This is a genomic window from Caproiciproducens lactatisolvens, assembly GCF_052443335.1.
Lineage (GTDB): Bacteria > Bacillota > Clostridia > Oscillospirales > Acutalibacteraceae > Caproiciproducens.
Genome location: NZ_CP195750.1, coordinates 1863423 through 1888731, shown reverse-complemented (window position 1 = coordinate 1888731; position 25309 = coordinate 1863423). Strand labels below are relative to the sequence as shown.

The 25309-nt window shown below is 52.7% G+C and carries 22 protein-coding genes and 1 pseudogene; 10 read left to right on the top strand and 13 right to left on the bottom strand.

Annotated elements, in window-relative coordinates; genetic code table 11:
• The first annotated feature begins 26 nt into the window (after positions 1–26).
• Positions 27–248, top strand: coding sequence for a DUF3006 domain-containing protein (locus tag ACRQV7_RS09310; protein WP_444657922.1), 222 nt, complete (start codon positions 27–29; stop codon positions 246–248).
• Between the two features lie 74 nt (positions 249–322).
• Here ACRQV7_RS09310 and ACRQV7_RS09305 read toward each other — a convergent pair whose 3' ends face one another.
• The 3 genes from ACRQV7_RS09305 to ACRQV7_RS09295 form a co-directional block, all read right to left on the bottom strand.
• Complete coding sequence (locus tag ACRQV7_RS09305; protein WP_444657921.1) at positions 323–1474, bottom strand: FtsW/RodA/SpoVE family cell cycle protein; 1152 nt, start codon at positions 1472–1474, stop codon at positions 323–325.
• Positions 1475–1599: 125 nt separating this feature from the next.
• A complete protein-coding gene (locus tag ACRQV7_RS09300; RefSeq protein WP_444657920.1) occupies positions 1600–3639 on the bottom strand; it encodes a histidine kinase dimerization/phospho-acceptor domain-containing protein in 2040 nt (679 codons plus the stop codon).
• Positions 3614–4315, bottom strand: a complete 702-nt coding sequence (locus ACRQV7_RS09295; protein ID WP_444657919.1) for a response regulator transcription factor — start codon at positions 4313–4315, stop codon at positions 3614–3616. The genes ACRQV7_RS09300 and ACRQV7_RS09295 overlap by 26 nt, the downstream gene beginning before the upstream one ends.
• A gap of 264 nt (positions 4316–4579) precedes the next feature.
• Between ACRQV7_RS09295 and ACRQV7_RS09290 the strand changes: the two genes are divergently transcribed.
• Genes ACRQV7_RS09290 through upp form a run of 5 tightly spaced genes read left to right on the top strand, consistent with a single transcriptional unit; the run spans position 4580 to position 8513 of the window.
• The gene (locus ACRQV7_RS09290; RefSeq protein ID WP_444657918.1) at positions 4580–6247 is read left to right on the top strand and encodes a formate--tetrahydrofolate ligase; all 1668 of its coding nucleotides are present in this window, start codon (positions 4580–4582) and stop codon (positions 6245–6247) included.
• Between the two features lie 19 nt (positions 6248–6266).
• Positions 6267–6692, top strand: coding sequence for a tRNA (adenosine(37)-N6)-threonylcarbamoyltransferase complex ATPase subunit type 1 TsaE (gene tsaE, locus ACRQV7_RS09285; protein WP_275717578.1), 426 nt, complete (start codon positions 6267–6269; stop codon positions 6690–6692).
• A complete protein-coding gene (gene tsaB, locus ACRQV7_RS09280; RefSeq protein WP_275717577.1) occupies positions 6689–7399 on the top strand; it encodes a tRNA (adenosine(37)-N6)-threonylcarbamoyltransferase complex dimerization subunit type 1 TsaB in 711 nt (236 codons plus the stop codon). Before tsaE ends, tsaB begins: the two co-directional genes overlap by 4 nt.
• On the top strand, positions 7396–7839 hold the full coding sequence (gene rpiB, locus ACRQV7_RS09275; RefSeq protein WP_275717576.1) for a ribose 5-phosphate isomerase B: 444 nt from the start codon (positions 7396–7398) through the stop codon (positions 7837–7839). Before tsaB ends, rpiB begins: the two co-directional genes overlap by 4 nt.
• A gap of 41 nt (positions 7840–7880) precedes the next feature.
• Positions 7881–8513, top strand: coding sequence for a uracil phosphoribosyltransferase (upp, locus tag ACRQV7_RS09270; RefSeq protein WP_275717575.1), 633 nt, complete (start codon positions 7881–7883; stop codon positions 8511–8513).
• A 64-nt stretch (positions 8514–8577) separates the two neighbouring features.
• On the opposite strand, the gene ACRQV7_RS09265 is transcribed toward upp, so the two are convergent.
• Both ACRQV7_RS09265 and ACRQV7_RS09260 read right to left on the bottom strand, forming a co-directional pair.
• Positions 8578–9513, bottom strand: coding sequence for a hypothetical protein (locus ACRQV7_RS09265; RefSeq protein WP_444657917.1), 936 nt, complete (start codon positions 9511–9513; stop codon positions 8578–8580).
• 16 nt (positions 9514–9529) lie between these two features.
• Positions 9530–10729, bottom strand: a complete 1200-nt coding sequence (locus ACRQV7_RS09260; RefSeq protein ID WP_444657916.1) for a tRNA(Met) cytidine acetate ligase — start codon at positions 10727–10729, stop codon at positions 9530–9532.
• Between the two features lie 130 nt (positions 10730–10859).
• Here ACRQV7_RS09260 and ACRQV7_RS09255 point away from each other — a divergent pair, with 130 nt between their 5' ends.
• Positions 10860–12113: an acetate/propionate family kinase gene (locus ACRQV7_RS09255; protein ID WP_275717572.1), complete on the top strand. Its 1254-nt coding sequence runs from the start codon at positions 10860–10862 to the stop codon at positions 12111–12113.
• A gap of 125 nt (positions 12114–12238) precedes the next feature.
• On the opposite strand, the gene ACRQV7_RS09250 is transcribed toward ACRQV7_RS09255, so the two are convergent.
• Complete coding sequence (locus tag ACRQV7_RS09250; RefSeq protein ID WP_442868017.1) at positions 12239–12850, bottom strand: TetR-like C-terminal domain-containing protein; 612 nt, start codon at positions 12848–12850, stop codon at positions 12239–12241.
• Positions 12851–13092: 242 nt separating this feature from the next.
• On the opposite strand from ACRQV7_RS09250, the gene ACRQV7_RS09245 reads away from it, so the two are divergent.
• The 3 genes and pseudogenes from ACRQV7_RS09245 to ACRQV7_RS09235 all read left to right on the top strand — a co-directional run.
• The gene (locus ACRQV7_RS09245) at positions 13093–15378 is read left to right on the top strand and encodes an efflux RND transporter permease subunit (protein WP_444657915.1); all 2286 of its coding nucleotides are present in this window, start codon (positions 13093–13095) and stop codon (positions 15376–15378) included.
• Entirely contained in the window at positions 15375–17456 is a 2082-nt protein-coding gene (locus ACRQV7_RS09240; protein WP_444657914.1) for a hypothetical protein, read from the top strand. Before ACRQV7_RS09245 ends, ACRQV7_RS09240 begins: the two co-directional genes overlap by 4 nt.
• A 192-nt stretch (positions 17457–17648) precedes the next feature.
• Positions 17649–17780, top strand: a pseudogene (locus ACRQV7_RS09235) (SDR family NAD(P)-dependent oxidoreductase); the annotation flags it as partial.
• 173 nt (positions 17781–17953) lie between these two features.
• On the opposite strand, the gene ACRQV7_RS09230 reads toward ACRQV7_RS09235, so the two are convergent.
• From ACRQV7_RS09230 to ACRQV7_RS09200, 7 genes are all read right to left on the bottom strand, one after another.
• Positions 17954–18571 (bottom strand): V-type ATP synthase subunit D, encoded by a 618-nt coding sequence (locus ACRQV7_RS09230; protein ID WP_275717568.1) that lies wholly within the window; start codon positions 18569–18571, stop codon positions 17954–17956.
• A gap of 110 nt (positions 18572–18681) precedes the next feature.
• Positions 18682–20097, bottom strand: a complete 1416-nt coding sequence (locus ACRQV7_RS09225) for a V-type ATP synthase subunit B (RefSeq protein WP_275717567.1) — start codon at positions 20095–20097, stop codon at positions 18682–18684.
• Between the two features lie 45 nt (positions 20098–20142).
• On the bottom strand, positions 20143–21903 hold the full coding sequence (locus tag ACRQV7_RS09220) for a V-type ATP synthase subunit A (RefSeq protein ID WP_444657913.1): 1761 nt from the start codon (positions 21901–21903) through the stop codon (positions 20143–20145).
• A gap of 35 nt (positions 21904–21938) precedes the next feature.
• Positions 21939–22535 carry a V-type ATP synthase subunit E gene (locus ACRQV7_RS09215; RefSeq protein WP_444657912.1) on the bottom strand — a complete coding sequence of 199 codons (597 nt, stop codon included), beginning with the start codon at positions 22533–22535 and terminating at the stop codon, positions 21939–21941.
• A gap of 33 nt (positions 22536–22568) precedes the next feature.
• A complete protein-coding gene (locus tag ACRQV7_RS09210) occupies positions 22569–22877 on the bottom strand; it encodes a V-type ATP synthase subunit F (RefSeq protein WP_275717564.1) in 309 nt (102 codons plus the stop codon).
• 27 nt (positions 22878–22904) lie between these two features.
• Positions 22905–23348, bottom strand: coding sequence for an ATP synthase subunit C (locus ACRQV7_RS09205; protein WP_444657911.1), 444 nt, complete (start codon positions 23346–23348; stop codon positions 22905–22907).
• A 50-nt stretch (positions 23349–23398) separates the two neighbouring features.
• The gene (locus ACRQV7_RS09200) at positions 23399–25300 is read right to left on the bottom strand and encodes a V-type ATP synthase subunit I (RefSeq protein ID WP_444657910.1); all 1902 of its coding nucleotides are present in this window, start codon (positions 25298–25300) and stop codon (positions 23399–23401) included.
• Between the last annotated feature and the right edge of the window lie 9 nt (positions 25301–25309).

Below are 25309 nucleotides of genomic sequence, written 5' to 3'. Positions count from 1 at the left end.
TGATAATAAAGAGGGGGATAGAAAAAATGAAAATGCTGGTCATAGACCGTTTTGAGGGAACCTACGCAATCTGTGAGGACAAGGATCAGAAATTCTTCGCCATCGAAACCACCGAGCTTCCGCAGGGCGCGCGGGAAGGCGACGTGCTGAACGTGGACGACGCCGAGGGGGCGCTCAGCATCAACGCGGAAGCGACGGCGCAAAGGCGTTCCAAAACAAAAAAACTGCAGGATAAACTTTTTCAGTAAAAATGCAGAATATCATAAAAACACCGCCCTTTCCCGTTGTGATGGGATAAGGCGGTGTTTTTTATCATGATGCTTTATCGCCGGAGCGTAACTTTGTCCGTGTTCATTCTGTGCATATGCACGTTCTGCGCTAACCCGAACCCTAAATACAGACAGGCTGCGGACGAACCGCCCGCGCTGAAAAACGGGAGCGTAACGCCCATGACAGGCAAAAGGTTCAGGCACATGCCTAAATTGAACAGTGCCTGCGCCGCAATCATGCCGAAGAAGCCGAAGCAGATGCTGCTGCCCAGACAGTCGGGGGATTTTCTCGCAATCCGGAGCGTCCGCAACAGGAGCAGCAGAAGAAGAACCATAATCAGCATACAGCCGAAAAAGCCGAGCAGTTCTCCGGCAACGGAAAAAATGAAATCACTTTGCTGTACGGGTACCAGCCTTTTACTGACGCGCGAATTGCCGTTGAACAGCCCGCGTCCCCACAGCTGTCCGCTGCCGATGGACAGCCTGCCCTGAATCTGCTGCAGGCCCTTGTCCAGCGGATCCGATTCCGGGTGGCGGAAAATGGTAAAGCGGTCTTTCTGGTAATCCTGCAAAATATATTCCCACGCAATAGGGAATGCAACAGCCAGTGCAGCGAACACCGCTCCAAAGTATCTGAGCTGAACCCCGGCTCCAAACGCCATGGCAAGGAACATGCAGAAGAAGATGACCGCGGTGCCGTCATCTCCCTGAAAATGGACCAGTACGACTGGAATCAATGCATGGAAAGCCAGCAGCATGACCTGCGGAAAGGATTTCAGCAGGTCGCGTTCTTTCAGTTCCGATATATGTTTGGAAAATGTAATGATAAAACCAATCTTGACCAATTCGCTCGGCTGAAAGGTGATACCGCCGGGGAGCTCTATCCACGCTTTTGCGTTTATACCGCCGCTATTCGTGACCGCCTTACCGAAAATCTGTGTGTAAATGATTAAAAAAAGGCAAAATCCCGCCACAATATACCAATAGCTCGCGATTTCCCGGTAATCGATCAGCGTGAACAGGATCGCGCCCACATAGCCGATCACAATGGCGACCAGCTGTACGGCAAAATAGGACTTGCCCGAGCCGCTGTTGGGCACGGTTTTCAGCAGCAGAAGGCTGTACGCCGATATCAGGATCATAATTGTCCAATACAGCTTGTCCGCCCGTTTTAAATAGTTGACAAAAGATTTCAAACCTCGCATGACTTCACCTCTAATTTACTTATTATATGATGGAAACGCGAAAACTGCAAGCGAATAATAAAGGAAAACCGGCGCGGGCGGGAAGCTCGCATCGGTTTTCCTTTTTATGTCAGAAGCAACAGGATTTACTGCTCTTCGGGCTGCAGCTGCGCAAGCGGAAAATCGACTCTCGCCGAAAACAGGTCGGCGTCGACGCTGATCCGGAACCTTCCCCCGCAGGCCTCCGTAAAGCTGCGTGCGATGGAAAGCCCCAGCCCGCTGCCGCTTGTCGTGCGCGAACTGTCTCCCCTTACAAAGCGTTCGGTCATATCCCGGTCGCCGTCCAGCTCAAAGCGGGAGGTATTCTTTACCGAGGCGGAGGCTTCTTCCCCGGTTTGTTCCAGCGTGATAAACACACGGGAGCCGTCCAGCGAATACTGCAGCGCGTTGCCGATGAGATTCTGGAACACCCGGTATAAGAGCTTTCCGTCTGCCCGGATCATGACGGGGGTATCCGGGATGTCGATTTTCAATACCAGTCCGGAAGCCTCCACCTGCTCGTTCATGTCCGCCAGCGTCTGCAGGATCAGCTTGCCGTAATCCAGAATTTCCGGATTCATCTCGATGTTTCCGCTGGTCGCCTTGCTCACCTGAAAGATGTCCTGCACCATGTTTTTCAGCCGGTCGGATTTTTGGGCAAGGATTTCGATATAATCCTTTATGTGGTCGGACAACCCCTCCTCCTGCTTTAACAGGTCGATATAGCTGATGATGGAGGTGAGCGGCGTTTTCAGGTCGTGGCTCACATTGGTGATCAGCTCTATTTTCATCCGTTCGCTTTTGAGGCGTTCCTCCACCGCTTCGCCGATGCCGGACTGGATCTCATTCAATTCCAGCGAAGCGTTTTTCAGGTCCGCTTCCGCGGGCAGCTCGACCACCGCCGAAGGATCGCCGGTTTTTACAAGGGAAATATGGCGTATCAGAAGCCCGATGTCGTAGACGGTGTTCTGAAATCTGCGCACATACCGGTAAATCAGGTAAATCATCCCGGCAAGCACCAGCAGCAGAAAGACCATGACGAAGAAGGAACTGGGATGAATGACGGCCGTTACGGTCAAACCAAACAGCAACAGCAGGATTTCAGCCGCCAGCAGCGCCCAGAACCGTTGGACCATCTGCCTCTGGAACGGCTTTGAAAATTCGAACCTTCTGTAATTGCTTAAAATGGAGTTAAAAATATTGTGTCGGTAGAAGGGACGGTTATAGCGCATATCGTTCACAACCAGATAATAGAAGAACATCGAAACCGCCGCACAGATTCCCCATAGAATCCGGTCGCTGCTCCAGGTTGCGGGCATAAAAGCAAAGTCCAGACAGACCAGCACGGCGACGCACAGCGCCTTGAATTCCCACCAGAACCAGCCGGTAAAGCGCGCCAGAGCCAGATCGGCCTGTTTTTTGTCCTTTCTCAGCAGAACATATACGGCAAAGGCGATCAGGCCAAGTGCCAGAAAGACCCCGGCGGCATACAAAGCGGTTTTTCCATTTCGTTGGTTGTCGGGAATATAGGACAACACGCTGCTGCCGCTGACGGGCTCAATGAGCTCACTGCGGACAAACATGGTTACCCTGTAATTTTCAATGCCGGAATCATTCAGCTTCGTGTTGCTGGTATAACCCGGAACATACCACATGGATTTGTTGGGCCGGTAGACTCCGTCCCCGTAAATATCCAGATTTTTTCCGTCCTTGGTAATCGTCACCTTTTTGCCGTCGAAATGCAGCCTGAAGTTATACCCGTCCGGCAGCGGTGCGGTATCCAGATCCAGATTCGGGTACCCGTTGGTATGCATTGCCGGTTTGTCCTTTGTTCCCGCCGAATAGAGGATGTTTTTGCTCGCGTCCCGGTCCAAAACCTCCCAGGCATCGGTACCGTCAGCTCCTTTTCCTGCGGCCAGCGAATCCAGAATATCCTGCAGCCGGTATCCCATCCCCTGACTGAACAGGGAAGTTTTTTGATAGTCCTGTTCAAACGCATCGTTCACTTCTCTGAGGAAGTAGTCGCCGCGGTTGACGAATTCCCCGGAAAAAAGGGCCAAGGTCAGGATCCCCGTAATCGTCACCATACTGAAGAAAAAACAGAGCCAGCTGAATACCGGCTTAAACTTTTTCGATTTTGTAGCCAATGCCCCACACCACCTTTAAATATTCGGGTTCCTTTGGGTTGAGTTCGATTTTTTCCCGGATGCGGCGGACGTGGACCATAACGGTGTTTTCCACACAGTAGGCGGGCTCGTTCCATACGCGGCGGTAGATTTCCTCCGCAGGAAAGGTCCTGCCCAGATTGCGCATCAGCAGGTCGACGATTTTGGTTTCCGTCGCCGTCAGGCGGACGGGCTCGCCGTCCGCCTTCAGGATGCGTTCGTCCGTATTGTAGCTCAGTCTGCCGTTGACGATTTCGTTTGCGTTCGTATTCGCGTTGATGTCGCCCAGGCTGATGTAGCGCCTGAGCTGGGAACGGATGCGCGCGACAAGCTCCATGGGATTGAACGGCTTTGTCACGTAGTCGTCCGCACCCATGCTGAGTCCGAGAATTTTATCGGTGTCCTCGCTTTTTGCCGAAAGCACGATGATCGGGATATTGCGTTTTTCACGGATTTTCATGACCGCGGAAAGCCCGTTCAGCTTCGGCATCATCACATCGATCAAAATCAAATGGATTTCGTTGTTCATCGCCGCGTCGACGGCCTCCAGCCCGTCATAGGCACACAGAGCCGAATAACCCTCTTTTTCCAGCAAAATGGCGATTGCGCGGACGATTTCACGGTCGTCGTCGACAATCAGAATCTGTTTTTTATCCATTTGATTTCCTCCCTCAAAAACCTTAACAACAGCTTACCGCATATTTCTTAAGAAAAACTGAACGGATTTCTTACAAAAAACTGAAGATTTTAATTTTTTGTACTCGCCCTATTCTTGATCTGTGGAGCTGCTTTTCATTATAACATATCCGGACAACGATGCGGCAGCCGTCTGTTTCATCAGGAAATATTACTCTTTCCTGTTCATTTTTACAAAAGAATATGATATAATTTTGTCATAATGATGTGTTAGGAGAATGCATGAATGCTGACGGACATCGAAATTGCACAGCAGGCAAAGCTCGTACCGATTGCGAAAATTGCCGCTGACCTCGGAATTTACGAGGAAGAACTTGAGCCATACGGCCGGTTTAAAGCAAAGCTGAACGACTCTCTCTACAACAGACTTGCCTCCCGCAGGGACGGCAAACTCATTCTGGTTACGGCAATCAATCCCACTCCCGCGGGGGAGGGGAAGACCACCACGACGGCGGGCCTTGGCGAGGCAATGAAGCGGATCGGAAAAAATGCCGTCATTGCCCTTCGCGAACCGAGCCTCGGTCCGGTATTCGGCATCAAAGGCGGCGCCGCGGGCGGCGGATACGCACAGGTGGTGCCGATGGAGGACATCAACCTGCATTTTACGGGCGATTTTCACGCCATTACTTCCGCAAACAATTTGCTCTGCGCCATGCTGGACAACCATATCCATCAGGGAAACGCGCTGGGGGTTGACCAGCGAAGGATTTTAATCAAACGCTGTCTCGACATGAACGACCGCGCCCTGCGCAGCATCGTGGTCGGCCTTGGCGGGAAAATCAACGGAATTCCCCGCGAAGACGGCTTCTGCATTACCGTTGCGTCGGAAATCATGGCCATTTTCTGTCTTGCGTCCGACATTACGGATCTGAAGGAACGGCTGGGAAGAATTCTGGTCGCGTACACCTTTGCGGGCGCGCCCGTCTACGCTTCGGACCTCAAGGCGCAGGGCGCCATGGCCGCGCTTCTGAAAGACGCGATCAATCCGAATCTGGTGCAGACGCTGGAGGGCACGCCCGTTATCATGCACGGCGGGCCGTTTGCCAACATCGCCCACGGCTGCAACTCCGTCAGGGCCACGCGCCTTGCTTTGAAGCTTGCCGATTACTGCATTACCGAGGCCGGCTTCGGCTCCGACCTTGGCGCGGAAAAATTTCTGGACATCAAGTGCCGTCTTGCGGGCCTGAAGCCCGGCGCCGTTGTCCTTGTGGCGACCGCGCGTGCGCTGAAATACAACGGCGGCGTGCCGAAGGACCGCACGGCGGAGGAAAATCTGCCGGCGCTGGAAAAGGGAATCGTCAATCTGGGCGCGCATATCGCCAATATGAAGAAGTACGGCGTGCCGGTGGTCGTCGCCATCAACCGCTTCGGCAGCGATTCCGACGGTGAGATGGCGTATATTGAAAAATACTGCCGCGACAACGGCGCGGATTTCGCGCTTTCGGAAGTCTTTGCCAAAGGCGGAGCGGGCGGCGTGGAGCTGGCGAAAAAGGTCTGTGAGGCGGCGGAAAAGCCGTCGGATTTCCATCCGATTTATTCCGTCGATTCCACGGTCAGGCAGAAAATTGAATGCATTGCCAAAGAAATTTACGGGGCGGACGGTGTGGACTACACCGGCCAGGCGGAAAAGGCTATTGCCGACATCTCCGCGCTCGGCGGGGACAGGCTGCCCGTCTGCGTTGCGAAAACCCAATATTCCCTTTCCGACAACGCCGCGCTTTTAGGACGGCCGAAAGGCTTCCGTATCACCATCCGCGACCTGCGCCTTTCCAACGGCGCGGGGTTTGTGGTTGCGTACGCGGGGGATATTATGACCATGCCCGGACTGCCGAGGGTACCGTCCGCCGAAAAGATCGACGTGGACGCGAATGGGAAAATTTCGGGATTATTTTAAAGATATAAGGGGACCGGATATGCAGGAAATCATCACTTCTTCGCCTGCCGGGACGGAAGCGCTCGGGGTAAAAATTGCGGAAAAGCTGACCGGCGGCGAGGTGCTGGCGCTTTTCGGCGGGATGGGGATGGGGAAGACCGCCTTTACGCGCGGCCTTGCCCGCGGGCTTGGAATTCAGGACGGCGTTTCCAGCCCGACCTTTGCGCTCGTTCACGAATATCACGGCAGGCTGGATGTCTACCATTTTGATATGTTCCGCGTAACCGGGTGGGACGACCTTTACTCCACCGGATTTTTTGATTATCTCGACAGCGGCGGCGTGCTCGTCATCGAGTGGAGCGAAAACATCGAGGCCGCTCTTCCGCAGGATGCGATACGGATTGAAATCCGTCGGGGCGCGCGGGAAAACGAACGGATTTTTCAGATAGAAGGGATAAAACCATGAGGATACTGGCAATCGATTCTTCCGCGACCGCGGCCTCGGCGGCTCTGCTTGACGACGACAGGCTGCTGGGAGAGTTTTACATCAATACCCGCCTGACCCACAGCCAGACGCTGATGCCCATGATCGACCATCTTCTGGAGTGTACGCGGACAGAACTGGGAAACGTCGATCTGTTTGCGGTTTCCGCGGGCCCCGGTTCTTTTACGGGCGTCCGTATCGGCGTGGCGAGTATCAAAGGCTTGGCCATGGCGCAGAATAAACCCTGTGCGGGAGTTTCCGCCCTGGAGGCCATGGCGCAGAACCTGGCGCACCTGGACTGCACGGTCTGCGCGGTAATGGACGCCCGCTGCGGGCAGGTCTATAACGCGGTCTTTTCCGCGCATGAAAATTCCGTGGAAAGAATCACTCCCGACCGGGCGCTTTCCATTGAGGATTTGGCACGGGAATGTAAAAATTACACGAAACCGATATTCCTTGTTGGAGACGGCGCGAAATTGTGCTATAATAATGAGCGGTTTAAAAGCCTGAGCGCGGTTCTGCCGCCCGAGCACCTGCTTTACCAGCGTGCCTGGGGCGTGGCAAAGTCTGCGCAGAAAGTATATGAGCGGGGCGGGGCGGTGTCCCCGGCGGCTCTGATGCCGATCTATCTTCGCCCGCCGCAGGCGGAGCGGGAATTAAAAAAACGAATAAAAGGAGAAATCAAATGATAGCTTTAGGAGCGGATCACGGCGGATTTTTATTGAAAGAAGCCATTAAGAACTATCTTGCTGCCGAAAATATTGCCTATAAGGATTTCGGCACGTTTGACGAAACCTCTATCGACTATGCGCCGGTTGCGGCAAAGGTCGCGCACTGCGTAGCGGACGGCGAAGCGGAGCGCGGAATCCTGTGCTGCGGAACGGGAATCGGGATGAGCATCGCGGCCAACAAGGTGCAGGGCATCCGTGCGTCGGTGTGCGCCGACGCTTACTGCACGGAAATGACCCGCCGGCACAACAATTCCAATATTCTCTGCCTTGGAGGCCGGGTGATCGATGAAAAAAAGGCGGTGGAGCTCGCAAAGATCTACCTGAAAACCGAATTTGAAGGCGGCCGCCACCAGCAGCGCATTGACGAAATCTCTGCGATAGAGCGCGGCGAGCTGTAATTTTTGGGTTACAACAATACAAGACTATGGAGGCTGTCAACATGGATAAACAGGTATTTGTTATGGATCATCCGCTGATTCAGCACAAGCTGACTTTTTTACGCGACAAAAACACGGGTTCTAAGGAATTCCGCGAGCTGGTCGGTGAAATCGGGATGCTGATGTGCTACGAGGCGACCCGCGATCTTCCTTTGGAGGACACGACGATCGAGACCCCCATGGGGAAAGCGAAAACAAAGGTGATTGCGGGAAGGAAGCTTGCGTTTGTTCCTATTTTAAGAGCGGGCTTGGGCATGGTGGACGGCGTACTGAAAATGGTTCCCGCCGCGAAGGTCGGCCATATCGGCCTTTACCGCGACCACGAGACGCTGCAGCCGATAGAATACTACAGCAAGCTGCCGCAGGATATTGAGGAGCGCGACGTCATCGTGCTGGACCCGATGCTCGCCACCGGCGGCTCCGCGATCGACGCAGTCACCATCATCAAGCGCAGCAAGCCGAAAAGCATCCGCTTTATGTGCATTATTGCCGCTCCGGAAGGGGTGAAGGCGTTTACCGAAGCGCATCCCGACGTACAGCTTTTCTGCGCCGCCGTCGATGATCACCTGAACGACATCGGCTACATTGTACCGGGCCTTGGCGACGCGGGCGACCGTATTTTCGGAACACTGTAAAAATTGAGAGAAACGGGGGGCGGCCATTGGCCGCCCCCCCCCGTTTGATCGTATCGAAAAAATTTTATTTGAAATGCGCGCAGAATTTTTCGATTGCGTCCTCGTCGACCGGATCATCCGGGAAAGGCTGCCTGATCAGCGAAAGATTTTCCACGTGACGGATTCCCTCGCCCGGTTCCAGGCCGTACAGCGGGCTCAGCGATTCCATTTCGATAAAATCGCCGCACGCGTACGTCTCATAGGAGCAGCCGTAATCCGGGTACGCCGCCTGAGCGGTGTGAAGGTAACGCTTTATTAGCGTATATTCTCCGCAGGTGTACGATGCCCAGCCCGGCGTATTGTTGACGCCCAGCTTCAGTGCGTCGGGAATGTCCGTGTCGTGCCGGATCGTAATAAACCGGTTGCCCGCTGACAGGCGTTTGTCCCGGATATCGGAATACGGCCAAAGAGTGAGAAGCCGGTTGGGGAGCAGCGAGCTGCCGGTGTCCTTGTTCATCGGGATCACCTCCACGCCGCCGCCCTTCACCATGGTCAGCGCCCACAGCGCGCAGTTCCGTTTTTCCTTCGAGCAGTTTTTCGCGCTGTGTACCACCATGATATCCGTGGTGCCCTCGGTCATGATCACTTCAAAGCTCAGCTGAACGTCGTTGCGCTTTTGGCGCGGGGGCGTAAAGCTGACGCCTTCCGGCAGAATGCCGTATACGACCGGCTCGTTGTCCGGATAATACGTTTCGGGCATTTTTTCGGGACTGAGCCATACGCGGTGGCCGCCGTAATGGTAAAAAGCCGCGTCCTTGCCGTAGCGTTCCGACATACTTTCGCTGCTGATATAATTGCGGCGTTCCAGATCGTTGTAAAGAATATTTTCTTCGCCGATAAAGCCGAAACGGACGATGCGCGGCCCGAACTCAATGGTTACAACAACGTCGATCAGGCCGTTATCCAGCCTCAGGCATTTTCCGTAGTTCTCATATTCCGTTTCTTTAATTTCAATAGACAAGAGAAGACACATCCTTTCAGTCAAAAGACGAAATAGAAATAATACCCGTTGTCCTGTCGAGCCCGCAGGGCGCGATTTTCGGCATACACAGCGCATAAAGGTCCGTTGCTCTGTTTTCTAATTCAAGCATATTTTTTCCGCTTTTGTCAAGAGAAAATATGTCCGACGAATTGGTGATGACCGGCAGAGCTGCCCGCCCCTTCATGGAATGCAGAATTTCCGTGCCGCGCTGATTAAAGCCGAGGATGCGCAGATAGGGAGGAATCCCCGCGCTCATGGAAGCATCCAGCCCCAGAAAAGCGGAAAGAATGATCCGCCGGATTCTGGCGTGCGTATATCTTTTGGACTTAATCAGGCTGTATGCTTCCTCCAGGCCGCCGGCTTTGCGCACCGCGGCGTAAACCCGGTTCTCCAGCCCTTCGCTGATGTCGGGAAGGGCGGCGAACCGTTCGGGGCTCATCGTTCTCAGCTTTGCCAGAACGGCCCGCTCGATGAGGGCAAGGGCGGCGGGAGCGTTTCCGGCTTTTATTTCCCGCCTTGCCGTTTCCGCACAGGAAGGAGGCATCAGCGGGGAAAAATCTTCTCCGGAGCGCATCATTCTCCGTATCTGTGAGGCGGAGGCCACGAATCCCTCCGGGGCCTGCGCGTCGTGCGCGGCGCCCACGCGTCTGACTGTAAACGGTTCGATGCCGGAATTCAGTCTGCGCAGCGCCTTCAGGTATTCTATGCCTAAAATATTGTTTGGCTCGCTTAAAAGTTCCGCGGTTTCTTCGTCGAACAGGCCGGCGACCGCGCTTTGCCTTGCCTTTGCAAAGGTTGCGCCGCTTTTCAGCTCGGAACGGATTCTTTCCCGCAGCTCTCCGGAGCCGAGCGCCTGTTCCGCTTTGTATAAATCCTCTGTGCGGCCGCATTCGCTGCCGAAGCTCAGCAGGTCGATTCCCATCGCGTCCAGCAGCGCTACGCCGCCGTAAGCAAACTTTTCCGCTCCCGCAAGCGCCCAGGGCAGCGGCAGCTCCACGACAAGGTCGACGCCGTTTTCCAGCGCCTGCCTTGTCCGCGCCCATTTGGAAAGGATCGCCGGTTCGCCGCGCTGCACGAAGTTGCCGCTCATGACCGCCGCAACGTGGGTTGCCCCCGCTTTGCGGGTTTCCGAAACCAGCGCGGCATGTCCGTTATGGAACGGATTGTATTCAGAAACGATTCCGGCCACATGCATTTTATGACAAACTCCTTGATTTTTCTTGAATTTGACGGTTCGATGTACTATTATTATAATATACAGTATTCTCTCGGCGGATTCAATAGCCGCTCGGGTATCTAAGAAAGCATTTTTAGGAGGAAAAAGCATGAAGATTTTGGTAATAAATGCAGGAAGCTCTTCGCTCAAATATCAGCTGATTGATATGGAAACCGAAGAGATGCTTGCAAAGGGGAACTGCGAGCGTATTGGTATAGAAGGCGGAACGTTTACCCATAAGACTGCGGACGGCCGCAAGAAGGACTTGCAGGTCACCATGTCCGATCATAAAGAGGCGTTCAAGCTGGTTACGGCAGCTTTAACGGATAAAGAGGTCGGTGTCGTCAAAAACCTGTCGGAGGTTACGGCAATCGGCCACCGCGTTGCTCAGGGCGGCGCCATTTTCAGCAAATCCCTGTTTATCAATGAAGATGTGATCGAAGGAATCAAGAGCTTGATTCCGCTGGCTCCGCTGCACAACGGGCCCGAGCTTCAGGGAATCCTCGCCTGCCGCGAGGTTTTTGGAAAAGACATACCGGAATGCGTTGTCTTTGATACTTCCTTCCATTCCACCATGCCCCCGAAAGCTTACATGTTTGCCATTCCTTACGAATATTATGAAAAATATAAAATCCGCCGTTACGGCTTTCACGGCACCTCCCACCGCTATGTCAGCAATCACTGCGCGCATCTGATGCACCAGCCGATCGAGGACATCAACATGGTTACCTGCCATATCGGCAACGGTTCCTCCATTGCGGCCATCAAGGGCGGCAATGTTGTCGATACCAGCATGGGCCTTACGCCGCTGGACGGTTTTATGATGGGTACCCGCTCCGGCTCGCTGGACCCGTCGGTCGTAACCTTCATTATGGAGAAAGAAAACCTTACCCCCGAACAGATGGATGAAATTCTGAATAAGAAATCCGGACTGCTCGGCATCAGCGGACACAGCGACGACCGCGACGTTACCAAAGCGGAAATCGAGGGGGATCCCAGAGCTATTCTTGCCCATGAAATGCTTTCTTATCAGATTATCAAATATATCGGCTCCTATGCGGCGGCCATGAACGGCCTTGACTGCATCGTTTTCACAGCCGGTCTCGGTGAAAATCAGGCTCATCTGCGTTACGCGGTCTGCCGCGGCCTGAAATTCTTCGGCGTGAAGATCGATCCGGTTCTGAACGACAAAATGGTTTCCGGGCGCGAAGGCAAAATTTCCACCTATGATTCCAAGGTTGCCGTTTATGTTATTCCGACCAATGAAGAGCTTGTCATTGCGCGCGACACCAAGGAGATTGTCGAGAAGCTGACCTACGCTTCCACAGAGGACAAGACGGTCGTTGACCTTGAAGATATCTGATAAAATAAAGGAATAAAATGAAAAGGATGCATCCCGCGGGATGCATCCTTTTCATTTTATAAACTCTGCATATCCCTCCAAATGAATTTGTCTGCCTATGCTGTACCAGCAATAATCGTACTAAGTTATTGAATCACTTCGATCCCCGTCATGATCATCTGCTCAGCAAGGGAAGCCATGTGCTCCGAAGATTCCTTCAGTCCGGTTTCCAGCCATTTCTGCAGAAGTCCAATACAGCCGGAAACGATAAAGGAATAATAATATTCAAAATTCTGGGATTTACCAAACAGTTCCATCCAATCGCGGAAGCAACGCTCCCTAACCAAGTCTTTCAGACGGTTAATGAACAAGATATCCCCATTGCTACTGATTAATACTTTGCACATATCGGCATTCTCTTTTACAAAGCGGAAAATATCTACAATCATCGGTAACGGCCGTCCGTTTAAGGACTCTGCCGGATATCTGTCCAGCACGCTGTGGAAATTTTCAAACATCTCCTTTTCGATCTGTTCCACCATGTCGAACACGTCTTTATAATGCAGATAGAAGGTTCCACGATTAATATCTACCAGATCGGATAATTCTCTGACGGTGATATCCTTTATGCTCTTTTCCTCAAGAAGCTGCGTCAAACCCTGACGGAGCTCTTTTTTTGTTTTACGCACGCGGCGGTCCACTTTATCATTTCTCATAGTTTCTTTCTGCTCATGTCGTTCTATTTTATCATTTTGCATGATTTTCTCCTCTGCTCAACATAAAAATATACAAATGTCTATTATTGATCATATTGCTCATAAATTGACCATTGCCGTCTTTTCTATGTCTTATTATAATAGATTCGTGTCAATTAATCAATTGAAATTTTGATTGAATAAAGCTTTTAAAGCGTATAAGAAGATAAAATTTGCCTTGGAAGATGAAAAGGGGCAAATCGCATTGGAAAGCGTTGAGGAAGAATAGAAGGAGATCTCTACCTATGAAAATACGCAGAAAGTTGCCCACCAAACGCAATGTGATCAATTTTATTGTCGACCGGAGGAGACTGCTTGAAATCATTTTCGGCATTCTTATCGTTTTGAGCCTTTTTTGCAGCCTGTTCGTTGAAATCAATTACGATTTAAAAGAATACCTTCCGGCCGACACACCGTCGGAAAGCGGAATCAATCTGATGGAGAAGGAGTTCGGCTATCCGGGGACCGCGCGCGTGATGGTGGACGATGTGTCGTTATATGAAGCCAAGGCCTATAAGGAAAAAATTGAAGCGATCGACGGCGTCGACCGGGTACTTTGGGCCGACTCCGAAACGGACGTCTATCAGGCCGGCGAATTCGTCGAGAGTAAAGACATCGAGGATTATTATAAAAACAGGCATTCCGTCATGGATATCATTTTTAAGGAAAGCGACACCAGCAAGCGTACCTCGCAGTCAATCGATGAAATCAGGAAAATAACCGGCGCAAAAGGGCATTTGGTCGGTCCCGCCGTACAAGATAAGACGGTCAGCGAGGGCCTGAGAAGCGAAATAGGCAGCGTGCTGGCGCTCGCTTTCGCGGTGATCGCCCTCGTTCTGTTCCTGTCGACGACCTCTTGGTTCGAGCCGGTTCTGTTCCTGTTCATCATGGCCATCGTCATCATCATCAACAGCGGCACGAATGTTTTGCTGGGGACGATTTCCTTTTTGACCTCAAACGTCTCGTCCGTTCTGTTGCTGGCCTGCTCGATGGACTTCTCCATTTTCCTCCTGCACGCATTCATCCGGAGAAAAGAGGCCGGCGAAGAACCGGAGCAGGCGATCCGTGACGCTCTGGAGGAAGCCATGAGTTCCATCATCCCCAGCGGCGTGAGTACCATCGCGGGTTTTCTGATGCTGGCGACGATGAAATTCACCATCGGCTTCGATCTGGGGATCGTTCTGGCAAAAGGGATCGTCATCAGTCTGGCTACCGTCCTTTGCCTGATGCCCGCGCTGATTCTGCACAGCTACAAACTGGTCGAAAAAACGGCGCACCGCCCGTTTCTGCCGAAATTTGAAAAGCTCGGCAGGATTTCTTTCAAAGCGCGCTATGGCGTGCTGATCTTTATCGCGCTTGCCGCGGTTCCGGCTTTTGTCGCGCAGGGGATGAACGATTTCGTTTACGGCGGTGAAACGATGGGCGCGAGTCCCGGCACGCAGATGTATGCGGATGAGCAGGCGATCGACGCACAGTTCGGGCGCAGCAATCTTCTGATGGCCCTGTACCCGAACACCTCCCTGGTGAAGGAGAAGCAGCTTTCGGACGAACTGGAAAAGCTCGGATATGTGAAAAGCGTCACCTCGCTTTCAAATACGCTGCCGGAAGGCGTTCCGGCCAGTATGGTTCCGAAAAGAGAATTAAACGATCTGCACACGGACCGTTACGCGCGTATGATGATTTATATCAGGACCAAAGGGGAAAGTGAGCTGGCGTTCCATGCCTCCGATGAGATCCAGGCGGTCGTGAAAAAGTATTATCCGGAGGATTCCCATGTCATCGGCGAGACCCCTTCCACACAGGATATCAAAACCACGATCAACGGCGACTATAATGTGGTCGACCTGCTTTCCCTTGCCGGGGTTGGTGTGATTTATGCGATTACGTTCCAATCCGCCCTCGTTCCTTTCTTATTGATGATTCCGGTTGAAATGACCGTATTCTTCGATATGATTTTTCCTTATCTGGCGGGAGATTCAACAACGTTTTTGGGCTATCTGATCGTCAGCAACCTGATCCTGGGTGCTACAGACGACTACGGAATCCTGATTACCACCACATATCTGGATTTTCGCGGGAGGATGGACCGAAAGCAGGCATACGTTGAAACGATCGCGACATGCACCCCTTCGATCCTGGCGTCGGGCATGATCCTTTCCGGGGCGGGATATCTTTTTTACTTCATTTCCTCCATCGCGGCGATCGGCGATCTGGGGCATCTGGTCGGCCGCGGCGCGCTGCTGAGCATCCTGCTGATGGTTTTCCTGCTTCCCGCGATCCTGTATCTGTTTGACGGACCGATCATGCGCAGCCGGCAAGGGCACGCGGACCGTATGAAGCGGCTGCACGAAGGGAAAAGCAGGAAGCCCCTGCCGAAGCGAGAGGCCTCGAAAAATCTTCGGAAGCACCTGAAAACGATCGCAGGAAGCTGGAAATTTCCCTGTAGACAGTCTTCAGGTCCGAAAAAACCGGGCGCATTTGAGACGTCTGAGCCAAATCCACCAAAATCAGAACAGGAGGATCTACAATGAGAACATGGAAAAAATTTTTGGCAGGCTTTCTTGCCGCGGTCATCCTGGCGCCGTCCCTGGTGGTACCCGCGCAGGCCGCCGCGCCGTCGGTGACGACGGACGAATCGATGTACGTCAACCTGGACCATTACGGAAAAGTGGAGCAGGTCAATGTTGTAAAAAGAGTTGACCTGAACGGGAACAGCCAATTTACGGATTACGGCTCTTATGAAAAAGTGACCAATATGTCCAATCTGACGGAACCAAGCGTTTCTTCACAGGGCGTCACTTGGAAGCTGCCGGAAAGCTCGGGGAGCTTTTTCTACGAATGTGCGCTCAAGCCGGAAGGCGCAACCCTCCCCTGGAGCTTTGACGTGTCCTATAAGCTCAACGGGGTCCCGACCGACGCAGAAAATCTGGCCGGGGCTTCCGGTATGGTGGAAATCAGCGTGAAAGCCGTACCGAACCGGAATGTCAGCGATTATTACAAAAACAACATGCTTTTACAGGCCGGCACCATGATCGATATGGAAGACACGCTGAGCATCGAGGCGCCCGGAGCGCAGGTGCAGACGGTGGGAAAATCAAAGCTTGTCATGTTCGCCGCGCTGCCAGGCGAGGAAACGACCTTTAACATGCGGATCGGAACGAAGAAATTTGAGACCGACGGACTGGTACTCATGATGGTTCCGGGCTCCCTTGACCAGATGAAGGATATCAAGGACCTCAAGGAAGACAAGGATACGATGGAGGATTCCGTGGATGCGATCCACGACAGCACCAATGTGATTCTCGGCACGATCGAATCGATGTCCGTCGGGCTGAAGCGGACGCAGTCCGGCCTTTCCGCTCTGGACCGGGCGCGCGGCACGATCAGCTCCAAAAAGGACGGTCTGTACAACAAAGCGGACCTGAGCCTTGCGGATCTCACCGCTGTCGCGCAGCAAACGGCACTTCTGGTCCCCCATCTGCAAAGCGCGCAGCAGATGGTTAAGGATGTGAATGGCGACCTGAATGCGCTGACGAAAATTGTCGGCGAAGCCAAGCCCTATCTCGCTTCGCTCAATAGTTCCATCGGCAGAATTCAGGACGATGTGAAGGACCTGCGGGAGGTGCTCGACAATATTGACAACACTTCCAGCGATCGGAATGAGGTCCTCGGTGATATGAGGAAGGATATCGAAAGTGCGAGAGCCGGTCTGACCGCGCTGCAGCCGCTTCTGACTGATTTGAGCAAAAATCTGGGTGAACTGAGCGCTCTTCTCGAGCAGCTGCAGCAGGCGCTGGGTGAAACCGACCCGGCGAACGCCGCTTTATTTGCAAGCCTGAAAAAGGTGGCCGACTCAACGAACAGCCTTGTGTACGCGATGGGACTGGCATGCGGTCAGGCGGACGAGTACCTTGATACGGCGGACAAAACCGTCGATTTGGCGGACGATTATTTCGATGCACTGGACGACGCCACGGATACCGCGAGTTCGATGCTGAAGCATTCCAACCAGCTGGGCGATTCTGCGCAGAGTCTGCTGCGGCTGGGGGAAACGCTGATCGACCAGACGACGGATCTAAACAGCACGATGAACCGGTACGAGCCCGAAACTGTCTCCGCGCTGAAGGATACCGAGGAGCTGACGCGCCGCCTGACCAGCGCCCTGAACAGTTCGAATGCCTTTCTGTCGTCGTTCGAGTCCACCATAAAAGCCAGCGACGGCAACCTGGACGCAGGAAGCCGCGACAGCCTGAACGGCATGATCGGCGTGTTGGGAAAGAGCCTCGACGGCATCTCCCGGACCTCGGTCATCAAAAAGGCCAACAACACCATCAAGGACGCGATCGATAAGGAAACGGATAAATATGAAGACGACAGCAACCTTTTGAACCTGGACGCCGAGGCAAAGCCGGTTTCTTTTACCTCCGAGAAAAATGCCTCCCCCGAAAGCATCCAGATTATCCTGCGCACGGAGGAAATCAGCGCCGGGGACGAGGAGGAAAGCACGGAGGATCTTGAGAAGGAAAAGGAGAAGATGAACCCCTTCCAGAGAATGCTCAATGTATTTCAAAAGATCTGGCAGTCTGTGATCGACGCGTTTACAGAATAATTTGGCTAAATTAAAATACAATAGCCAGAAAAGGTTTTGTCCATTATTGAATACTTTTCTGATACTGCCCTTATAGGAAATTTGAGAGTATTCATCTTGAGGCCAAAGAAAACAAAAACGAGAGAGATAAAAGCCTTGTAATATGCAAATTGCATTACAAGGCTTTTATTCTGAAGCAATAAGAAAAATGGTAGCACTATTTTGGAAACTTGTTCCGTTTCATCTTTTGCACCCAATCCCCGTTTAAATGTCTATAGTGCAACAAAGGCTTATTTGAAGTCTTTTTGCATAGGTTTGCGGCAGGAATTGAATGTAAAGATATAGGAGGCTGAAACATGGGAATAGCGATTGCAATGGCGCATCCTCCGGCCTTGGGAAAGAGTTTGCGGGAGAACTTATTGAAAATCATCCGGAGAAAGTCTTTGCTAAATTTAAGAAAGCGATGAATACATAATGTATTTATACGAATACAAGTCATAACCCCCGCTTGCCGGGGATTATGACTTGTTGTTTTTCTGTCTTTTAATCACTTTCAGGCGGGAGAATTCTTCCCTGTCCTTTTCTTCCAGCGCGTCGGTAATAAACTTTACGGTTTCCTCAAACCGGGGAATCATAATATTCTTCAGCGCGTTGGCCCGCTTCTGGGTCTTTTTGATCGCGTCCGCCAGCCGGTAAACGCTATTTTCCACCTCTGCCAGCTCTGCGGTCAGCCGCTTTACTTCGTTGAATTTCATATAGGCGTTGTCCAGCATAATATTGGTGGAATTCAGCCCGAACGGAATCGGCGCACACACCGTATCAATCGAAACCATGGGAATCTCCACCCCCATGACGCTTCTGTAGGCTACGTTCAGGTTGTTGTCGAGCGGTACCGTGCGGGACAGTTCGTTGCAGATGCCCAGCGTGATATTTGCTCTCTGCAGCGCGGCGTAAGCTTCATCGTAAGTATCGTCAATGACGCTCTGAATTTTTGCGGCCCGCTCAATCAGAGCCATCATTTCACGGATCAGGATGTTGCGTTTACGATCCAGAAGATCATAGCCGGTGCGCGAAAGCGCAAGGGTTTTTTTTGTAGCGAGCAGATTGCCTTTTGTGGGGACGATCTGGTTGCTCAATGCGGCTCACCTCCTTACTTAGCCGGTCAAATCGTGCGGTACCGTGACACGCACCATTTCTCTCAGCCGTATTCGTATGGTAAAAATTGCCCTGCTGCACGATTCCGGAATTACTCCGCCGGAGTTTCCTGTCCGGGTTTCTCAGGTTCCTGGGCTTTGCTGTAGTATTTATCGAGAATCGCGTCGTCCACACGGTCCAGCTCCCCGCGCGGCAGGGTGGAAAGCAGTTTCCAGCCCAGGTCAAGGCTCTGGCCGATCGTGCGGTTTTCATTGAAGCCCTGGTTGACGAACTGGGATTCGAACAGCTTGCCGAATTCAATATATTTCTTATCGACGGGCGAAAGCTCTTCTTCGCCGATAACCGACGCCAGGGAACGGGCGTCCATCACCTTCGCATAGGACGCGAAAAGCTGGTTGGAAAGCGCGGAGTGATCTTCACGTGTGTAGCCCGCACCGATGCCGTCCTTCATCAGACGGGAAAGGGAGGGCAGTACGGAAACCGGGGGATAGAAGCCGGAGCTGTCGAGCGAACGGTCCAGAACGATCTGGCCCTCGGTAATATAGCCGGTCAGGTCGGGGACAGGGTGGGTCACGTCGTCGTTCGGCATGGTCAGAATCGGAATCTGCGTGACGGAGCCTTTCTTGCCGCGGATCATTCCGGCCCGTTCGTAAAGGGAAGCGAGGTCGGAGTACAGGTAGCCCGGGAATCCTTTTCTGCCCGGGATTTCACCCTTGGAGGAGCTGAATTCACGCAGCGCCTCTGCATAGGAGGTCATATCCGTCATAATGACGAGGATGTGCATCCCCAGCTCAAAGGCAAGGTATTCGGCGACCGTCAGCGCGCAGCGCGGGGTCAGGATTCTTTCAATGATCGGGTCGTTTGCAAGGTTCAGGAACATAACGACCTTCTGCAGTACGCCAGACTCGTCAAACGAGCGGCGGAAGTATTCGGCAACGTCGTTTTTTACACCCATGGCGGCGAAAACAATCGCGAAGTTGCTGCCGCTGTCGTCGCTGATCTTCGACTGTCTCGCGATCTGGACGGCAAGCTCGTTGTGCTTCATGCCGGAGCCGGAAAAGATCGGGAGCTTCTGGCCTCGGATCAGCGTCATCAGGGTGTCTATGGTAGAAATGCCGGTGTTGATATAGTTTTTCGGGTATTCTCTGGAGACCGGGTTGATCGGCGTCCCATTGATATTGGCTTTTTTCAAAGGGAATATTTCGCCGAGCCCGTCAATCGGGCGGCCCGAGCCGTTGAACACGCGGCCCAGAATTTCCGGGGAAAGCGGCATCTCCATCGGATGTCCCATCAGCCTCGTGCTGGTATTGTCAAGGGAAATGCCGCGGGTGCCTTCAAACACCTGGATCACAACGCGGCTGCCTTCCATCTGAACAATTCGTCCCCGACGCAGCGTGCCGTCGTTCAGACGGATATCGACGACCTCTTCAAACGAGGCGTTTGCGACATCGTCCAGAACGATCAGAGAGCCGTTAATTTCTTGTAAGCCGATATAATCAAGAATCATGGCGTAACCACCTTCTTAGGTAAAATTAGGAGTTTCATCCGGGCGTCAGGAAGCAAGAATTGCGGAGAGAGTCCGGTCTATTTCTTTTATATAGTCGTCGAACATCTCCGGCTTGTTGTTGGGAATGTCGTATTTCATCTTGACCAGCTTGTCGAACAGCCCTGACTGCACAATGCCGGAAATCGGGACGGACGCGGACACAAGCTGTCTTGCCTTTTTATAGAGATACAGGATCACTTTCATCATCAGCTTCTGCTTTTCAAGGGGAACAAAGGTATCTTCCGCGTGGAAAGCGTTCTGCTGCAGGAAACCGACTCTGATAATTCTGGCGATCTCAATGATCAGCTTCTGGTCGTCGGGCAGAACGTCCGAGCCGATCAGCTTGACAATTTCCATCAGCTGGTTTTCTTCCTGCAGGATTTTATTGATCTCCTTGCGGTATTTGATAAAGTCTTCGCCCAAATGCTCCGCGTACCACGGATCCAGATCGGTGAAATATTCACTGTAGCTTTGGGTCCAGTTGATGGCCGGGTAATGCCTTGCGTAAGCAAGGGCTTTATCCAGCGCCCAGAAGCAGCGGGTAAAACGTTTTGTGTTCTGTGTGACGGGCTCGGAAAAGTCGGAGCCCTGCGGGGAAACGGCGCCGATAATGGTAATGGAACCGTCCGTGCTGTTCAAATTTTTGACCATGCCCGCGCGCTCGTAAAATTCGGAAAGGCGGCTGGGCAGATAGGCCGGGAAGCCTTCCTCGGCGGGCATTTCCTCCAACCGGCCGGATATCTCGCGGAGAGCTTCCGCCCAGCGGGAAGTGGAGTCCGCCATGATGGCAACATGATAGCCCATGTCGCGGTAGTATTCGGCAAGCGTGATTCCCGTGTAAATGGAAGCCTCGCGCGCCGCGACGGGCATGTTGCTGGTGTTGGCGATCAGTACGGTCCGGTCGGTCATCGGCCTGCCGGATTTCGGGTCGATCAGTTCCGAAAACTCATCCAGAACCTGGCTCATTTCATTGCCGCGCTCGCCGCAGCCGACGTAAATAATGATATCAGCATCACACCATTTGGCGAGCTGATGCTGCGTCATGGTCTTTCCGGTGCCGAAGCCGCCCGGAATCGCCGCAGTGCCTCCCTTCGAAATGGGGAAGAGGGTGTCTATGACACGCTGGCCGGTAATCAGCGGCACTTTTGTCTGCAGGCGCTCGGTCACCGGGCGCGGCACGCGGATCGGCCAGCGCTGGCAGAGGGAAAGCCGGTGTGTTTCCCCGTGTTCGTCCTGCAGCTCCACAACGGGATCGGTCACTTTGTATTTGCCGTCTGCGTTTACCTTTGTGACCACGCCGGAAAGAAGCGGGGGAACCATGCATTTATGCTTGATGATGGTTGTTTCCGGGCACTCGGCGTAAACGTCGCCGCCCTTTAACCGGTCGCCCTCTTTCACGGTGACCGTAACGTCCCAAAGCCGGCTCTCATCCAGAGCGGACACGTTGCTTCCGCGGGCGATAAACGCGCCGGACTGCTCCGCAATACTTTTCAGCGGGCGTTCGATTCCATCAAAAATATTGTCGATAATTCCGGGGCCGAGCGTAACGTTCATGGGGCTGCCAGTACCGGAAACAGGCTCTCCGGGCTTCAGCCCCGTAGTTTCTTCATAAACCTGAATGGTAATCAATTTATTTGTAATGCCGATTACTTCGCCGACCAGGCGTTCGTTCCCGACATATACCATTTCCATCATGGAAAAGCTGCGCGAGTCCTTTACGGTTACGACGGAACCGTTTATTCCGAATATTACGTCATGATTCTCCATCTCATTCATCTCCGTTATAACAATTGGGTACCGGCTCAGACGACAGCCATCCCCGAGTTTTCTGCAAACCACTCGCGCTGGTCCTCCAACATGGAATCGAGCGTTATGTCCGCGGCAATGCCCATCCGGGAATTGTAGGCGCGAATCCCGCCGATATGAATGTCGGGGCTGATCTTGAAAGTACAGTCTTTTCCAAAAGCCTCTTTTATCAGCTCCTGGCAGGTTTCGTCTTCTTTTTTAATGCAAAGGACAGTGCCGGGTTCCGTGAAGGTCCCGGAAAGCTCGGCCGCGAATTTTTTCAGCAGAGAGACGTAATCGCTTTTCTGCGTAAACTCCGTCAGCGCGTTTTTGGCGCGCCCAAAAACCTCCGTGGTGATTTTCCGGCGTTGAGCCAGAAGTTCCTTTCGGCCTTCCATTTCACGCTGGGCCATTTCACGGGAAATCCCGTTGCGCATTTCCGCCATTTCCTTCTGGATCAGGCGGTATGCTTGAGTCAGCACCTCCACCTCGGCTTCATCCAGCTCTTTTTGCTTGAATTCCGTCACTTCCCGCTCAATCTTTTTACGCTGTTCTTCCGCGTAGTGATTGATGGCAAGGTAGAATTTATTCATTTTATCATCGTTGACAGCCATGATTGAATCCCCCCGTTCCGCCGTAATTGCGGCTTAAATTTTCAGCCCGATGGCCTCACGGACATAACGGGTAATCGAATCCTTCGTACGGCCGTTGCCGTGTCTGTCCGGAATTTCCAGAATGAGCGGGCGCTTTTGATTGAGCTTTAAATCATAAATCAAATCGGGGCAAAGGGAAAGGAGGTTTTCCGTTATCAGAATAACGGCGACATCTTCCATTGCCATGGCCTCCTTCAGTGCTTTCTGCACCTCGGCGGTCTCATGAACCACCACGCCGTCGATCCCGGCCAGACGCAGCCCAACCTGCGTATCCACATTGTCGCTTATCAGGTAAAAGCGCATAGGCAATGCACCTCAGCTTTCGATCAGTTAAACCTTGTTCAGGATCAGAATGGAAATCAGCAGGCCGTACAGAGCGATACCTTCGCCCAGAGCCACGAAGATCAGCGCCTTACCGAACGCCTTCGGATCTTCGCTGGTCGCGCCGATAGCGGCGGGGGCCGCCGCGGCAACGGCAATACCGCCGCCGATGCCCGCAAGGCCGGTAACGAGGGCGGCCGCAATCAGGCCAAGGCCGTTGGAAGCTGCCGGAGTCGCCGTATCAGAGGTGGTTGGCGCGGCGGGAGTATCGGAAGGAGTGGTGGCGGAAGCCACGACGGGAATCGCAAAGGTAAGAACGCAAACCGCCATAAAGGCCAAAAGCTGCGTCGCTATGGCACTGCGAACTTTTTTCCCGTTCTTAACGGAACGGACGGAAAGAATTACCGAAGCAATCAAAAACAATACAGGTAAGCAAATTAATACGAAATTCATGATAGTACCTCCATCAAATATCTGATTGATATGGTTATCGTCAAAAAGCATTACTGCTCCCTACGAACAACAACAGGATTGAACGGACGTCCTCCGCCGTCGAAGAAACGGCTGAACATCTCGTAGAATTCAAGCCTCAATACCTGAATCCCCACAAGCAGGCCTTCCAGGGCCATAACGAACACGTTGCCGATCATCACGATCAGGACGTATCCGATGCCGCCGGACATTTCGGCAAGCGTAAACACAACCAGCATCATACCGGCGTGGACAAGCACAAAAGCGCCTACGCGCAGAAAGCTCATGGTGTTTGTCGCAAAGCTCAACAGGAATTCAAACATCTCGAAAAAGTTCTGCATGATGAAATCGCCCCATTTTTCGGGCTTCCAGTCCGGCCTGTGCTCCACGAAACCGCCGAGTACTTCGCGGAAGAACATCACGGCGATCGGCAGGATGATGAAGCAGACGACATAGGAAGGAGTGACGATCTGCCAGCCGAACAGCATCTGTCCGCCGAAACCGAGCACCAGCGACGTATAGAAAATGAACCCGGCGACCCCGTTGGGGCCGAACAGAGCGTTCTCATAGTGCTTTCTCTTCAGGGAAGAGTAAATGTTGATTAAGATTGCCAGCATAACCAGAACCACGCCGATTCCCACCGCAGAATAGATAATCATGTTGGTGGTGGCGGGCTTCATCACTTCCACCGGCTTTTCGGCAAAGCCAAGCGCACGGTAGACCGGGTCAAGCGCGTTTTCAAATCCGAATACCGAACCGAAGACCAGCCCGAAAACAGCGGAAGAAAAGCCGCAGGGAATCAGGATTCTGCCCAGCTTCATCTGCTTCTTTTTCCACATGTACCAGCCGATCAGGGAAACGCAAAGTCCCTGGCCAAGGTCGCCGAACATGATGCCGAACAGCAGGAAATACGTAATGGCGACAAACGGGGTCGGGTCGACCTCGTCGTAACACGGAAGCCCGTACATGTCGACAAAGAATTCAAAGGGACGGAATATCTTCTTGTTTTTCAGCTCTACGGGCGGGGAGTGCAGCAGCTCTTCCTCGGCTCCTTCAAAGGTGTAATTCAGGGACTCCACCTTGTCGAGCGCTTTTTTGAAGCGGTTTTCCTGGTCCGCCGGAATCCAGCCGGTCAGGATGAAATTATCGTTGTAGCGGGCCGCATAGCGACGGATCCCAAAATAGACGGACTGCTCGGTCAGCCAGGAATAAACCTTCTGGCACATTGTCTTTTCCTTTTTCCAAAGCGCTTCAAACTGTTCGTCGATATGCTTGAGGCGTTCTGTTTCCGCATCGCGTTTTTGGCGGAGTGTTTCCACACCCGATTCCGGGCTGCCGGTCAGTTCCGTCAGGCGCGTCCTTTCAAAATAGAGGCTGGAAAAGATCCGGTCGACCTCGCTGACCATATCAATGGGCGAAAAATAAACCCCCCAGTAATGAGTCGCATCGCTCGTGGACGGAAAAAAGATAATGTATGGATTTTGTTTGTAAGAATTCAGTTTTTCATAGCTTTCTTTCGGAAGAGAGCCGAACCGAACCTTAATGTACTTGCAGGCGTGAATCTGGTCCAGGTCCAGTTCAAGGCCCACGAAATGACTGATGTTTTCTATTTCTCCGGTGTAATTCTGAATTTTGAGCTGAGCATCCTCACGTTCCTTCTGCAGCTGGCTGAAAGAGGACGATATATAGTCAACGTAATCGTTCATCTCTTCGCGGCTCATCTTGATTCCGGAAACCTCGGCGGCGCTCAAAAGGGTAAGCTTCTTTTTGGAACCCGCCATAGCGTCGGTAAGCTGCTGCAAGGGCTCGGAATAGGGATTTTCTTCATTCAGCGGAGAAAAATCGGAAGTATCGGAGTAGAATGACAGCGCATTGTCCGGGTGAAATACACACGATTTTCCGCACAGCGCGGTGGCTTGATCCAAGTCATCCATTCTTCCTAT